Genomic DNA, 15,398 nt, shown 5'->3' on the forward strand with positions numbered 1-15,398 from the left:
CCCCTCTGGAACCGCCCCCTTGCCCAACTCCTCCTCCAACTCAGGCAACGACGGCTACGACATAGCCTTCAGGGCACTGCTCGGCGCCATGGCCGTCATCATCCCCGCATCCTCCCTCGCCTGGCTCGGCGGCAACGCCCTCGCCTGGGCCACCGACGCCGGCGACTGGGTGCCCTACCAGCCAGCCGCCGCCCTCCTCCACCCCGACCAGCTGTGGCCCGCCGCGGATGAGACCGCGCTGCTGATCGCCACCCGCATGCTGCCCGCCATAGTCCTCATCGCGCTCGTCCTGGGCGGGCTCACCTGGTGGCGGCGTCGCACCGGCGCCGCCGGCGGAGGCAAGCGGAAACGTATCGCCGGGATGGCCAAGCGGTCCGACATCGAGCCGCTGCTCGCCAAGGCCATCACCGCCAAGGCCCGCTCCCTGCGCCCCAGCCTCAAGCACGCCAAGAACATCGACGCACACGACACCGGCGTCCTCCTCGGCAACCTCCAGGGCAGCCGGCACGAGGTCCGGATGGGGTACGAGGACGTGGCCGTCGCCATCATGGCACCCCGCTCCGGCAAGACCACCTGCCTGGCGATCCCCGCCATCCTGGGTGCGCCCGGACCGGTCCTCCTCACCTCCAACAAGGCGGCCGGGGACGCCTACACCGCCACCCTCGACGCCCGCGGCCAGGTCGGCCGGGTGTGGTCCATGGACCCGCAGCAGATCGCCCACGCCGAACGGGCCATGTGGTGGAACCCCCTCGCCGACGCACGCACCCTCGACGGAGCGGGCCGTCTGGCCGGGCACTTCCTCGCCGCTTCTGTGGATGCCTCGCAGCAGGGGGACTTCTGGTCCAAGGCCGGATCCAACATCCTGTCCCAGCTCTTCCTCGCCGCCGCGCTCGACGAACGGCCGATCACGGACGTGATGCAGTGGCTGGCGTTCCCCGCCGACCGTACGCCGCTGGACATCCTGCGCGACCACAAGTTCACCGCAGTTGCCTCCCAGTTGAAGGGCACCGTCGAAGGCCCGCCGGAAACCAGGGACGGCATCTACGAGACCGCCCGCCAGTACGCAGCCGCCCTCCTCAACAGCGAGATCGCCGCCTGGGTCACCCCGCAGAAGGGTGTGGCGGAGTTCCGGCCCGCCGAGTTCGTCACCTCCCTCGACACGCTGTTCCTGCTCAGCAAGGACGGCGGCGGCGGCGCCTCGGCGCTGATCGCGGCGTGCGCGGACTCGGTGATGCGGGCCGCGACCGCCCAGGCCGAACGCGCTGGCGGACGCCTGGACCCGCCGATGCTGGCGATCCTCGACGAGGCCGCCAACGTGTGCAAGATCAGCGACCTCCCCGACCTGTACTCCCACCTCGGCTCCCGCGGGATCATCCCGATCACCATCCTGCAGTCCTACCGGCAGGGCCAGAAAGTGTGGGGCGACGCCGGCATGGACGCCATGTGGTCCGCGTCCACCGTCAAGGTCATCGGCAGCGGCATCGACGACCCCGACTTCGCCGACAAGCTCAGCAGGCTCATCGGCGACCACGACGTCGAGACGAAGTCCACCTCCGTCTCCGACTCGGGCAAGTCCACCTCCATCAGCATGCGGCAGGAACGGATCCTGCCGGCGGACGCCATCCGCGCCCTGCCGAAGGGCACCGCGCTGTGCTTCGCCACCGGCATGCGAGCCGCCATGCTCGACCTGCGGCCCTGGTACCTCGAGCCCGGCGCTGATCAGCTGTCCGCAGCATCCGCCGCCGCATCGAAGGCGATCACCGCCCGCGCCGTCGCCAAGGCCGCACCGCGCCAATCCGACTTCGGGACCGCCGCGTGAGTGGGCAGCGGCTGCACTCGATGCCAGTCCGTTCCTGGAAGGCGAAGGTGTTCGCCACCCGGCCCTGGTCTCATGCCGAGCTGGACTCTCGGCGCCCGCCCGCAGCGGCACGTGGCCACCGGCCCGCTAACGAACGATCGGCGAATACGGCCTGTCCGGCATCGACCACTCCGCAACTCCATCGCCGCCAGCTCACTGAGACTTCTCCAATCCTGGAGATCTGCGCCGAAGGCTGCCGGTTCGTCTCCGACCACCTCGCCGAGCACTTCACGTCCGGCCCCCGCCAGACCCGCGCTCGCACAGTAGGCGCAACAGCGGCCGTCCCGGGGCAGCAGCCCTCCCTGACGGCAGGCCGCGGGCCGCGCGGTGACAGCCACATCAGACCCAGTCCCCACTGGCTCACAACAGGAGGCCTACCCTGTCCCTTCCCTACCAACTCTGCCTCGCCGAGGCACTGTTTCCCCACACACAACGGCTGCTCGCCGAGCTCGCCTCGTGACCGCCTCCCCGCTGTCGGTCCTGGATCTGTTCGCGGGCGCGGGGGGCTGGAGCCACCCCCTGAAGGTATTCGGCATACGCGAGGTCGGGCTCGAGTGGGACGAGTGGGCGTGCCAGACGCGGGCCGCTGCCGGGCAGCTGACGATCCGCACCAACGTGGCCCTGTATCCGACCTGGCCCTTGGTGGGTCGGACTTCGGGATTTCTGGCGTCGCCACCGTGTCAGGCATGGAGCATGGCCGGAAGGAGGCTCGGCCTGGTTGACCAGCCGCTCGTCCACCAGGCGGTCGCCGACCTCGCGGCCGGGCGCGACACCCGCGCCGGCCTGCTCGCCGCCTGCCATGACGACCGCAGCCTCCTTGCGGCAGAGCCGATGCGCTACCTCCACGCCCTGAACGCGGTGGGGCAGCCGGAGTGGATCGCGATGGAGGAAGTCCCCGACGTCCTGCCCCTGTGGCGCCAGTACGCCGTCATCCTCAGGAGCTGGGGGTTCTCGGTCTGGACGGGCATCCTCAACGCCGCCGACTACGGCGTGCCCCAGACCCGGCGCCGGGCGATCCTGCTCGCTTCCCGTGTCCGTACCGCGGAGCCGCCGGCGCCCACGCATGCACCGGTCGCGGAGCCGGAGTCGCTGTTCGGGCCGGGCCGCGAGCGGTGGGTGTCGATGGCAGAGGCGCTCGGCTGGGGCGCCACCGACCGGCCCACACCGACCGTGTGCGCTGGCGGCGGCCCGGGCGGCGGCCCTGAACCGTGGCCGTCCGGCGCCCGCAGGACACTCGCCGATGCCCGTGACCGCGGCCGGTGGAAACACCACCCCGCGCCCGGCCGCATCGACGGGCGCACCCGGTCCGGCGGCCCGGCCGGGAGGACCACGGGTGGATCGGGCTGGTCCTGGTCGCTGCGGAGCAACAACCAGGCCAACGCCACTATCCGCACCATTGACGAGCCGGCCGGGACGCTGTTCTTCGGGCACCGCGCAAACGAATGCGTGTGGGTTGCTGAACCCACCGCCGCGGAATCGGGGGCGGGCGCCCCTTCGGATCCGGCGCCGGAGGCGATCCGTATCACCGCCGCCGAGGCCGGTGCCCTGCAGTCCTTCCCCGCCGACTACCCCTGGCAGGGCAACAAGGGCCAGCAGTTCGCCCAGATCGGCAACGCCGTCCCGCCCCGCCTGGCTGCCCACCTCCTCGCCCCACACGTGGGCGTCACCCTCACCCGCGACGACTTCACCCTGGCCGCATAAATTGCCCCAACCCAACATCTACGACGTCGACTTCGACCTGCTCGACATCCCGCCTGCCCCCGCCGGCCACTACGCCGAGCAGGCCCTTCTCGGCGCGCTCCTCCTCCAACCCGACCGCCTCAAGACCCTCGGCACCCTGCACCCAGCCGAATTCGCCAACGCCGGGCACCTGGCGGTGTTCCACGCCGTGATCACCCTCACCCCGCCCCCGCCCGAGGTCCACACCAGAAAGCCGGTCTGGCTCACAGCCGTTCTGGAGCACGCCCGGCCCGCCGCCCGCGGCCTGACCGCCGCCTACCTCCACCACCTCGTCAGCGCCTGCCCAGACCCCGCCCACGCGCCCACCTACGCGGCAATCGTCCGCGCCGGACACGCCCGCCGGACCCTGACCGCCCACGCCGAACAACTCGTCCACACCGCCGGGGACAGCATGCAGGAAGACCAACCCACCGCCGTCCTCACCGCCGCCGACACACTCGCAGACGTTGTGGACCACCTCGCCGGCCGGTTCCCCGCCCACTCCAGCACCCTGCCCCGCACCCCCACCCCCACTCACCCTGCCCGCGACCCCGACCACGAGGACTTGCAAGACGAACGCCTGCTCCTCGCCGCACTCTGCGCCCGCCCCCGCCCCGCCGAGGCCGCGCGCTGGCTCCAGCCCGGCGACTTCCTTGCCCCCCTGCACGGCCGCCTCTTCGGCTGCCTGCTTAACGTCGCCCGGCGCGGCGACCCCATCGACCCGATCACCGTGCTGTGGGAAGCCCAGCACCAGGGGCTGATCACCCCCGCCTTGCCTCCGGCCGATCTCCTCGGCATGCTCACCGATGGCCACGGCGTGGCCACGGAGCACTGGGCCGAGGTCGTCCTGCGGCGCGCCCTGCTCGCCCGCGCCCACACCACCGGCCTCACCGTCCTCGCCTACACCCAGGACGACACCAACACTGTCCACCAGCTCCTGGCCGGCACCCGACGCGCCCTCGCCGACCTCGCCGCCGTCCGCGCCCGCTGGCACCGCGCCACCGACCCCACCCTCCCCAGGACCACCCAGTCCGCGGTCCCGGCCTCCCCCCGGGCCGGACCCGTCCCACTCCGTCCTACAGCCACCACGCGGGCCGCCCGCTGACCGACCCGTTCCAGGCTCCGGCCGGCCCCCCGCCGGCCGGAGCCGCCACCCCGAAGGCGCCGTATGCCCCAGTCAACACCCGACACGCGCATCCACTTCGCACTCCCCCCCGACCTTCCGCCCGCCGTCACCGCCACCGTGACCGGTGCCAGGAGCACCTAGGTTCTGTCTCTTTGGTCAGCGCCGGGTCCAGATGAGGATGCCGGCGAGGTGGAGTGCGGCCTGGTATGCGATGGCGAGTTTGTCGGTCCGGGTGGCCAGGCCGCGCCACTGCTTGAGGCGGTTGATGCACCGCTCGACGGTGTTGCGTTGCTTGTAGGTCTCGGGGTCGAAGCCTGGCGGGCGGCCGCCTCGGTGGCCCCGCCGCTGGCGGTGGCCGACCTGGTCGGACGGCTGCGGGATGACCGCCCGGATGCCCCGGCGCCGCAAATGTGCACGGATCGCGCGGGAGGAGTACGCGCGTCGGCCAGGACCACGACGGGCCGGGTCCGTGGCCTGCCTGGGCCGCTTCGGGGCACGCGGATGCGGGACATCACCGTCGCGAAAGCGGGTGCGTCACCGGCCTGGCCTGCGGTGACGGTGAAGGCCAGAGGCCGTGCACCGCCGTCCGCGGCGAGGTGGACCTTGGTGCTCAGTCCGCCGCGGGAGCGTCCGAGGGCGTGGTCGCCGGGCTCGACTGAGCGGGCCGCCCCTTTTTGCGTGCCCCGGCGGCATGCTGGTGTGCCCGCACGACGGTGGAGTCCACCGACACTGTCCAGTCGAGGTTGTCATCGGCGTCCGCAGCTGCCAGGACGGCGGCCAGGATCCGTTCCCAGGTGCCGTCGACTGCCCATCTGATCAGCCGTTTGTGGGCTGTCTTGAACGAGCCGAGCTCGTCGGGAAGGTCCCGCCAGGGCGAGCTGGTGCGGTACTTCCACGCGATGGCCTCGAGGGTGCGGCGGTGGTCGGCCCACCGCCGCCCGCGGACCGGATCAGCCGGCATCAGCGGCTCGATCCGATCCCACATCGCATCAGTGATCACTAATCGGACAGACACATCCGATCAACTGACCTACCTATCAAAGAGACAGCACATCTAGGCCCAATTCACTCTCGCCGCCCGGGGGTTCCGCGACACCGGCGCAGGCTCCATGGTGCTCGCCCGCATCGAACCGCGAAGAGCCGCAGACCCAGCAGACCGCCCAAGAACTCCACTCCAGCACGACTACGACGTCGACATCGGGCCCGCCCGCCAAGAGGAGATCGACACGGAGTGGACCTGGGTCCTGAGTCTGCAAGTCCAACGGCCGTATGGGAGGACCCGCGTACGGGGGATGACGCGGGTCCCCTGTCCGAAGATAACGCGCCCGAGTCGTGTGCAGGCACACTCCCCGAGTGCGCCGGCCATCGTCGGACCATTGGAAGTCCACCGCCATCCATCCCCGAGCCGTCGAGAGGAACCATCACGAACTCAGAGCAGCAGCCCCCTTAGCGTTCCTCCAATGCCCGTGGTCTGGCCACGGGCACCGGGCCATCACGCCAGGGTGTAGCTCTGCCGGAAATAGTCAGCTGCGCGCTCCAGGTCCCGCTCCGTCTGGAGCGTCAGCTCCAGGTCGCCGGTGCCATGGTGGCCGAGCCCCGTCACATCACGCGCGAAACCAGGCACGAGGTCGACCGCCGCCGGGTCGGCCTTCAGGTAAACCAGTAGCTTGGCCTTCTTCGGCGGGACCAGGCACGCGTAATTCTGCATACGCCGGTACGCGGTGTAAGTCTGGTTCGAGACCTTCGTGAGGTCATCACCGAACCCGAGCAGGACCTCATCGACCGCCGCGGCCAACTCCGCCATCGCTTCTTCCTTCGCCGTGCCCCGGGTCCGGCTGCCAGACTTCCGCGCCGCGGCGCGGCCGGGAAAGGAGGCCACCGTCTCAAGGCCGAAGTGCTCGCCGCCAAAGTACCGGTAGCGGACCAAGTCGATGGCGTGCCGGTGCTCGCGGACGGCGTGGATGTCGTAGCGGGTGAAGTCGCCGGCCACGCAGATCAGCCTTGGTGCGCTCCAGAGCACCTGGGCCGCGACATGGGCGCCGAGCCGGTCGCGGACCAGATGCCGAAACGTATCCCGGTGGTCGAGCAACCAGGCCATGTAGAAGAGACCCTGGTTTATGACTCCTGCGTCGATGCCGCGTTTGTACTCGACGATTACCGGTGCACCGTTCTCGTCGATGCCCAGCGAATCGATCCGGCCAGCGTGCACCGGTCCGGTGCTGTACTCGCTCGCCAGGAACCGGACCCCGAACATGGTCTGCATGTGCCCCTCGACGAGGTCCTGCACATCGGCCTCAACCTCAGCCAAACGCGGCACGACCTCGGTCACGCCGCTTTTCGTGTCGAACAGCTTCAGGTCAGACCCCTCCCTCTCCGTACCGAACCTCTGGCCAACACCCAGCTGTCCAAGATTGTTTCCGGCACGCAGGATGAGTCAGGATTTCCTCACGACCGACACCGTACATCTCGGATGCGGAGTTCGAGAGCTTGGCGGGATTCGGGCCCACTGAGCCCAGTCCAGCACGCAGAACGAAGCGGCCTTCCGCGCGAGGATGGGTCCTCGAGCGGAAGGCCGCCTGTTCATGCTGGCGCACCATCAGAAAAAGCGTCGGGCGGCGGTGCGTCAAGCTCGCGTTGCGTCGAACCTAACAGCGGCCTCACAACAGGGGCCGCTACTGCCGCAGCGGCCTCGGCAGTTCAGGTATCCAGAGCGGAAGCCGTTGCCGGACCATGAGGCGCAAACAGGAAAGAGCCCACGAACCCATTACGGTGGCCGTACCCGTTCTCAGCCGGTTCCCACCGCAAGATGGTGAATCAGCCTAGAACTAGCGGGGCCACTCCCCCACGGAATCCGGTTACGTAGCGCCAGCCAACTAGCCCGTGGTGTTACGCCGTTGCAACCACTCCTGCGGCGTCCTCACTCTCGTAAAGCTCATCGCTCTCAATCTCCACATCGTCGACCTTGACCACCGGATCACCGCTGGAGTCAGACAGCTCAAGGCCGAGCCAGCCCTTGAGTCGTGTGTAGGCCAGACGTAGGAGGATGTCAGCACGCTTATTCATGAACGCCGGATCCAATTCGTCCTCACGCAGGCCCAGTGCTCGCAGGTGCGGGAGGTAGCGCGACATGGCCGCCAGGTCCTCAGTCGTCTGCGCGAAAGTGAAGCCAGAACTGTTGAGGATTGACTTGGCGTCGTCGGCCGTCGAGGCACCGAGTGCCGCGTACAGGACCTTCTTCTCAGTCCAAGGCCGCGAGCTGAGGGAAGCGTTCGCAGCTCCTGGCGCCAGGACCAGATTGCCCAGCTTATGTACAGCCTCTTTATCGCTGTAGAACTCCTCATCCCACCCGCTCGTGGCCGACTGTGGCGCGATGTGTTCGATCGTGAGGTGCGTCTCGTCCTCCCAACCGTCTGCGGTGAAGCATGAGGCGACCCCCGCCTTACCTTGGATGATCAGTCCAGGATTCTCCTGATCTTCAATTGTGTCGTGATACGCCGCCAGAAGAAGGAAACGGGCCAGCGGGGGGCTAATTTTATAGAGCGGCAGCGCGGAAGCATCTGCCAGAAACGACGCCAAGTTCGGGATGCCGCCCTTACCCTTGGGGTCCGACAAACGCGCCGCAAGTTCCTTCTTCAGCGCCTCAGCGTCGACGACCGGATCAGGCTTCGTTGCATCGGGCTCTGCCCACTGCCGAGCGAGGGGTCCAATGCCCGTGAGTGAGTCCGCCCCGGCCATGACAGCCCGGTACTGGCTGTCGATGTTACCCGTGGTGCGGCGAGTTGCTCGCCAGAAGACCGTGAAGGCAGTGATTGCCTTGATCGCCTTCTCGAACTCGGCGATGCGCTCTTCCCTCGCCTCACCTTCGTCTGCGTGGACAGCCTCGGAGTAGAACCGCACTAGCGGCGCGATGGCAATCGTATGCTTGAGTGAATTAAGGAAGGCCAGACACAACTTCACGGTGTCCGTCATGGCGGACGCTTCTAGCCCGGGTAGCGCGCGAGGCGCGTTATTCGCAGGTTCCCAGGCATTTCCAATGAAGGCCGCAGTGTCGCGAAGGTGGCGCAGGTACGCGCTTCGATCATCAGCCGAGTCCTTGTGGCGCTCAAATGTATCGCGCATGTAGACCCGCTGGTCCGGGAGGCGCTTGGAGAGCTTCTCTCCAGTCTCTGCCAGCGCAAAAGTGACCAGCAGGTCTCGCGTTGCGTTCTGAAGCCTGTCTCCGACGGCGAAACGGTCCAGGTAGCCCTGAACCGCCTTCATGTATTCGTATGCGCCCGAGTCCTCGTAGTCCTGAATCTTCTCTGCCATCACCACCCGAGGAAGGAAGGTCTCGAAGGCGGTCAGAGGCTCGCCCGTGGTATTCAACGACTCGAAGATCGTGAAGGCGTAGTCCTCGTCCTTGCCTTGGACGACCGTCAGAGCGATGCGGTTCAGGACATAGGCGGCAAACATGACGAGCCGCATCAGCTCGGCCTCAGGCTCGTCTTCCAACTCTCCTAGCAAAGCGCAGAGTTCGGAATCGAGTTCATGATTGAAGAGCGCACGCTGGAACTCGATGTTGGTGGCAAGGGTTGCTAGCGACGGCAGATCCTCCAGCTCCTCGATGGACTTTCGCTGCGATAGCTTGTTCAACCCCGTGCGGATCTCGCTGTACCTCTTGATGAGGTCAGCTTCGCCGTCGCCCGCGTTCTGCCGCGCAACCGGCTTGAAGTCCGTCGGATTAGAGGTTGCTGGCTCACTATCGACCAGCAATGAGTACCGGTAGATGAGGTTGGCGATCGGCGACTCATACTTCTTGAGCTTCTCGTCCCTTGCCCACTGATCATCGAAGGCTCGGATGAGGCGCGGGTAGATCGGCGTAGTTCCGAAGTTCTTTCGCTCGTAGAACGCAGCCCCGAGCATCTGCAGGATGTCGCTCGTTTCCGAGTACAGGTGAGTCCGAGCGCTGTCGGTCGGATCCGGCGTCTTGCCCTTGAAGATTTTCCATGCACGCTGACGAATGAGGTTGTGCAGGCCGACCAGCAGGATCAACAGACTTGACAAACGCTGCTGCCCATCGATCACGGTAAGGACCTTGGACGGGACCTCGGACTTGACGATCGGCTTCACCGTGACGTGGTTGACATCATGGATGGTGATGACCGTCCCCAAGAAAGTGAAGCTGTCCGGCGCCTTACCTAGGTTCTTGAGGCCGTGCAGTGTATCGTCGAGCAATTTCTCGACCTTGTCTTTGCCCCAGCCGTACGGACGCTGGTAGGGCGGCAGGTAGAGGCCCAAGCCATTGTCAGACAGCAGTTCGCGCACACTCTTGCTCTGCGCCTCGAATATCTCCTTGGCCTGCGTAGGCATCCATAGTCCCTTTGTCGTTCAGCAGGTTCGGTCTGACTAGATGTGGCACACGAGGCAAGGTGTCGTCGCCACCGTTCTCAGCAAGGACATCATCTAGTACTCCAGGCTGGTTTCGTAGCATATCCAGCACGTTCGTTGAGTGAGGGTCAGCAGCCTTGGAGGCACGAGCTGTTGGCTGGCGGCGTCTACGCCAGAGAGACCGGTGCGGCAGCCGGACCGCAGACGAGAGGTGGGTTGAACACCCGGCTCATGGGGCCCTCGTCGGTGTCGCCATCGTTCACGTCAGCAGGGGCGCGGGCGTACCCGTACAACCAGCCCGACAGGGTGAGCAGGACCGGCTGCCGATCGGCCCATGGGTGAGCTACTTCGACGCAGCCGAGCAGGCTGGGGTCCGCGCAGGGCCCACGACCTCGCCGCGCTCGACCGTGGGCACCGCGCGGCGAGCGTCCACTTCGAGGATGCCCTCGAGCTCAGTAAGCCTGGTTTCGAGCGGGTGAAGGTCACGGACCGGGTCAGGCCGGCCGCCGCACGGTTCGACGAGGACAAGGCGGCGCGGGGCGCCGCCGCCACAGGCGCCGACCCATCGGTCCTGTGCGGGCGGGCGGAGTCGAGCAAGGTGTTGAGCCGGGAGGCGGCGAGGCTGGAGTCGACGCGGGCAGCGTCGTCGAACGAGGTGCGACCCCGGGGAAGGATCTGGCCGCCGCCCGCCCGACCGCCATCGCAGCCTGAGACCATCGAGCGGATGGGCAAGCACCGTCGACCCGGCCCCGCGAACCGGCCGTTGCGCACGTTGATGCCGCCGACCTGCCCGCCGCGTACAACAAACGGCGCCGGCCGCCGATGGGCATCTACCGGCGCCATCAGCCCGCGCACGGCGGCTCCAGACACCTGCGGCCCGACGAGCTGGGCGGGCTGCCGGAAAGTACAAGGGCACGGTGTTCGTCGAGGCCCGTGTCGAGCTGACCATGAGTCTGAAAGACGCGGCAGTCGACCAGAGCGCCCGGCACAGCCTCGCCACCCAGCAGCTGCCCGAACGCACGAGTCCCTCGGCTCCCGCGAGCCCGTCATCAGCGGCCTCAAAACCGCCCGACGCCCCGCCTCCCGACTGTGCCCTGTACAGGCGCGGCCGCGGGCCCCAGTGTCCGGCCGGTGCTGCCGTCGCCGGGCGCTTCCCCACACGAATCCGTCTCTGGGCGTTGCCCGCACCCTCACTCGGCACCGAGAGGCGACACTCTCCTCGGATATGAGCCCCGATCCCTGCGGCATCTAAGGCGACCACCCGCCCCTTGACGCGTTCACGAACGCGCTGACATCCCCCGCGCGGTTGCCCGGCCCACTAGCGCTCCCGCAATCGACTACAGAGTGTTACCACACGCCTGAATGCCTGAGACGCCCGCAGGGCAAGGGCAGCGCGGCTTGACTGCGCGAAGGCCACCTTTCCGGCGGGACACACAGCCCGTCGCGGGAGGCGACTTTTCTGCAATGACGGCCCGTCAGAAGAAACGTCCGGCGTGCGTCGAACGTGCGTCACGCGTGCGTCACGTGCGTCAGATTTGCGTCAAGATATCGCCCGTAACGCACGTAGCGCACATAACGCACACTCGACGAAACCGCAGGTCAGGCACCCTTTTCGGCAGGCTCAAGGATCGCGACGCACTCGACATGGTGGGTCATCGGAAAGAGGTCGAACGCCCGCAGGGTGCGGACGCGGTAGCCCTCGGACTGGAAGTAGGAGAGGTCGCGGGCCAGGGCGGCCGGGTCGCAGGCGACGTAGGCGATGCGGCGGGCGTTCAGGCCCGCCACGTGGCGGACGGTCTGCTTGCCGGCGCCGGCGCGCGGGGGGTCCAGGACGACCAGGTCGCACTCCGTGATGCCGGTCCGCGGCAGGACCGACTCGACCTTGCCCTGCTCGATGCGGACCCGGGGGAAGTCGGCGAGGTTGTGGCGGGCGTCCTCCACCGCGCGCTTCGTCGACTCGATGCCGAGGACGGCACCGGTCTCGCCGAGGCGCTCGGCGAGGGCGCCGGCGAAGATGCCGACGCCGCAGTAGAGGTCGAGGGCCATTTCGCCCTTGCGGGGCATCAGGCCCTGCATGACGGCGCGGATCAGGGTGTCCGCGGCCTGCGGGTGGACCTGCCAGAAGCCGCCCATGCCGACGCGGTAGGTGCGGCCGTCGGCGCGCTCGCGGACGAAGGGGCGGCCGTGGACGCGGTGCACACCGCCGTCCTTCTCCTCGACGCGCAGGACCGAGACCGGCTTGTCGAGCTCGACGAGCGGGAGGCGGCCGCCGGGGCGGGGGGTGAGGACGACCTGGCGGTCACCGGAGCCGGAGGCGGCGATCGCCTCGACGGTGGCCATCGCGGGCCATTCGCGCTTCTCGATGCCGAGTTCGGTGACGCCGGGGGCGGCGATCATGCAGTGGTCGACGGCCTCGACGTCGTGGGAGCGGTGCTTGCGCAGGCCCGCGCGGCCGTCCTCGTCGATCGCGAACTGGACGCGGGTGCGCCACGCCGGCACCTCGCCCGCGGGCAGCTTGTCGCCCTCGGCGGGGACGACCGTGCCGTCCCAGCCGGCCTCTTCCGGGGTGAGTCCGGCGAGCCGGCGCAGCTGTTCGGCGATGACCTCGCCCTTGAGGCGGCGCTGGGCGCCCGGCTTGGCGTGCTGCCAGTCACAGCCGCCGCACTTGCCGGGGCCGGCGTACGGGCAGGGGGCCTCGACGCGGTCCTTGGACGCGGTCAGGACCCGTACCGCGTCGGCGCGCAGGAAGCGGGAGTCGGCCTCGCCCTCGGTCACCTTCGCAACGACGGTCTCGCCCGGGAGGGCGTGGCGGACGAAGAGGACCCGGCCATCGGCGGTGCGGGCGATGCAGTGGCCGCCGTGCGCGACGGGGCCGACCTCGACCTCGTACTCCTCCCCGACCAGGGACTGCTTCTCGTTCTGCGTGGCCATGGCGGGGGGACTCCAGAGGTTCGGGAGGAGGGTGGTGCGGAAACGGCCGGGCGGCCGACCCACCAGTCTACGTGGATCCCGCCCGGCCGTTCACCACGACCACCGCCGGCCGGCCCGCCGGACACCCGTACGTCGACCGGCCGGCCGCCGCGGCCGTTGCGCCTACCCCTTGGAGCTGGGCTCCTTCGCCCGCGTGTCCACGGGCCCGCGGCGCACCGCGCCCGGTGCGTTCCAGTCCTGCCGCTTGCGGGCCCGCTGCTTGGCCAGCTCTGAGGACTGGAGCTGGTACGGCACCGAGGTGACCATCACGCCGGGCGTGAAGAGCAGGCGGCCCTTGAGGCGCAGGGCGCTCTGGTTGTGGAGCAGGTGCTCGTACCAGCGTCCGACGACGTACTCGGGGATGTACACGCTGACCGCGTCGCGCGGGTTCTCGCTGCGCAGGCCCTTGACGTACTCGACCACGGGACGGGTGATCTCGCGGTACGGCGAGTCGAGGATCTTGAGCGGTACGTTGATGCCGCGGCGCTCCCACTCCTCGCGCAGCGCCTTGGTCTCGGCCGGGTCCACGCTGATGCTGAGCGCCTCCAGCCGGTCCGAGCGGGTCAGCTTGGCGAAGGCCAGGGCCCGCAGGGTCGGCTTGTGGACCTTGGACACGAGGACGATGGAGTGCACCCGGGAGGGGCGCACGCTGTCGTCGCTGGGGCCCTCGTCGGCGGCGATCTCGGCGGAGACCCGGTCGTAGTGCTTCCGGATCGCGGTCATCGTGCCGTAGAAGATCACCATGCCCAGCAGGGCGACCCAGGCGCCGTGGGTGAACTTGGTGGCGAGGACGACGACGAGCACGAGGCCGGTGAAGGTGGCGCCGAACGCGTTGATGGCCCGGGAGCGGATCATCCGGCGGCGGGCCGACTGGTCGCGCTCGGTGCGCAGGTGGCGGTTCCAGTGCCGGACCATGCCGATCTGGCTGAGCGTGAAGGACACGAACACGCCGACGATGTACAGCTGGATCAGCTTGGTCGAGTCGGCGTCGTAGATCCAGACGAGCAGTATGGCGGCGCCGGCGAGCAGCACGATGCCGTTCGAGAACGCGAGCCGGTCGCCGCGCGTGTGCAGCTGGCGCGGCAGGTACCGGTCCTGGGCCAGGATCGAGCCGAGCAGCGGGAAGCCGTTGTACGCCGTGTTGGCGGCGAGGAACAGGACGAGCGCGGTGGCGGTGGCGAGCAGGATGAAAAGGAAGCTGCCGTTGCCGAAGACCGCCTCGGCGACCTGGGAGATGACCGGGTTCTGCACGTAGTCGGGGCCGACCGGCTTGCCGTCGACGAGGAGGTCGACGGCGGGCTTCTCGGCCATCCGTACGTTGGTGGCCATGGCCAGGCCGATGATGCCGCAGAACATGGTGACGGCCAGGCCGCCCATGAGGGCGAGGGTGGTGGCCGCGTTCTTGCTCTTGGGCTTGCGGAAGGCGGGGACGCCGTTGCTGATGGCTTCGACGCCGGTGAGGGCGGCACAGCCGGAGGAGAAGGCGCGCAGCAGGAGGAAGATCAGCGCGAAGCCGGCCAGGCCCTGGTGCTCGGGTTTGATCTCGAAATCGGCGGTGGGTGCCTTCATGGTTTCGTCGAGGACGATCCCGCGCCAGGCACCCCAGGCGATCATGATGAAGACGCCCGCGCAGAAGACGTACGTGGGAATCGCGAAGAGTTTTCCGGATTCCTTCACGCCGCGCAGATTCATCAGCGTGAGCAGAAGGATCATGACGATCGCCGAGAGCACCTTGTGCTCGACGACGAAGTCCACGGCGGAACCGAGATTCTCGACTCCGGAGGAGATCGAGACGGCGACCGTGAGCACGTAGTCGACGAGCAGGGCACTGGCGACGGTCAGTCCGGCCTTGGGGCCGAGATTGGTGTTGGCCACCTCGTAGTCGCCGCCACCGCTGGGGTAGGCGTGCACGTTCTGCCGGTACGAGGCCACCACCGTGAACATCAGCACGACGACCGCGACCGCGATCCAGGGGCTGAAGTGGTACGCCGACACGCCCGCGATGGAGAGGACGAGAAGCACCTCACCCGGGGCATATGCCACGGAGGACAGGGGGTCGGACGCGAAGACGGGAAGGGCGATCCGCTTCGGGAGGAGAGTTTCTCCGAGGCGGTCGCTGCGCAGCGCCCGGCCGATGAGGATCCGTTTGGGCACGTCGGTCAGTTTGGACACGCAGAGGATGTTAAGCGTTCGAAAAGAGCGCTGACCAACCACCACCCGACCATCACACGACCGCCACCCCACGAGCGGACATCCCGTGCACCCGTCGGGCGTCACCGGTGTCCGCCGGTGTTCACGGGCCGGCGCCCGGGTTCAATTGCGCGCCCGCTGTGCACAAGAGGTCACACTGGTGACCGC

7 protein-coding genes and 1 pseudogene are annotated in these 15,398 nt (G+C 68.3%); 3 read left to right on the forward strand and 5 right to left on the reverse strand.

Going from position 1 to position 15,398, the window contains the following annotated elements:
* Positions 1 to 19: 19 nt before the first annotated feature.
* The 3 genes from LG634_RS02220 to LG634_RS02230 all read left to right on the forward strand — a co-directional run bounded on the left by LG634_RS02220 (position 20) and on the right by LG634_RS02230 (position 4,682).
* A complete protein-coding gene (locus LG634_RS02220; protein WP_226731837.1) occupies positions 20 to 1,819 on the forward strand; it encodes a type IV secretory system conjugative DNA transfer family protein in 1,800 nt (599 codons plus the stop codon).
* 510 nt (positions 1,820 to 2,329) lie between these two features.
* The gene (locus tag LG634_RS02225) at positions 2,330 to 3,559 is read left to right on the forward strand and encodes a DNA cytosine methyltransferase (protein ID WP_226731921.1); all 1,230 of its coding nucleotides are present in this window, start codon (positions 2,330 to 2,332) and stop codon (positions 3,557 to 3,559) included.
* Between the two features lies 1 nt (position 3,560).
* Positions 3,561 to 4,682, forward strand: a complete 1,122-nt coding sequence (locus LG634_RS02230) for a DnaB-like helicase N-terminal domain-containing protein (RefSeq protein ID WP_264202602.1) — start codon at positions 3,561 to 3,563, stop codon at positions 4,680 to 4,682.
* Positions 4,683 to 4,859: 177 nt separating this feature from the next.
* On the opposite strand, the pseudogene LG634_RS02240 reads toward LG634_RS02230, so the two are convergent.
* The 5 genes and pseudogenes from LG634_RS02240 to LG634_RS02260 all read right to left on the reverse strand — a co-directional run bounded on the left by LG634_RS02240 (position 4,860) and on the right by LG634_RS02260 (position 15,212).
* Positions 4,860 to 5,688: pseudogene (locus tag LG634_RS02240) on the reverse strand (IS5 family transposase).
* Between the two features lie 507 nt (positions 5,689 to 6,195).
* On the reverse strand, positions 6,196 to 7,032 hold the full coding sequence (locus tag LG634_RS02245) for a DUF5655 domain-containing protein (protein WP_308072220.1): 837 nt from the start codon (positions 7,030 to 7,032) through the stop codon (positions 6,196 to 6,198).
* Positions 7,033 to 7,589: 557 nt separating this feature from the next.
* Complete coding sequence (locus LG634_RS02250) at positions 7,590 to 10,052, reverse strand: DUF262 domain-containing protein (RefSeq protein ID WP_226731838.1); 2,463 nt, start codon at positions 10,050 to 10,052, stop codon at positions 7,590 to 7,592.
* Between the two features lie 1,617 nt (positions 10,053 to 11,669).
* Entirely contained in the window at positions 11,670 to 13,001 is a 1,332-nt protein-coding gene (locus LG634_RS02255) for a class I SAM-dependent RNA methyltransferase (RefSeq protein ID WP_226731839.1), read from the reverse strand.
* 162 nt (positions 13,002 to 13,163) lie between these two features.
* Positions 13,164 to 15,212 carry an APC family permease gene (locus LG634_RS02260; RefSeq protein ID WP_226731840.1) on the reverse strand — a complete coding sequence of 683 codons (2,049 nt, stop codon included), beginning with the start codon at positions 15,210 to 15,212 and terminating at the stop codon, positions 13,164 to 13,166.
* Positions 15,213 to 15,398: the final 186 nt, after the last annotated feature.

This window comes from Streptomyces bambusae, assembly GCF_020532645.1.
GTDB lineage: Bacteria > Actinomycetota > Actinomycetes > Streptomycetales > Streptomycetaceae > Streptomyces > Streptomyces bambusae.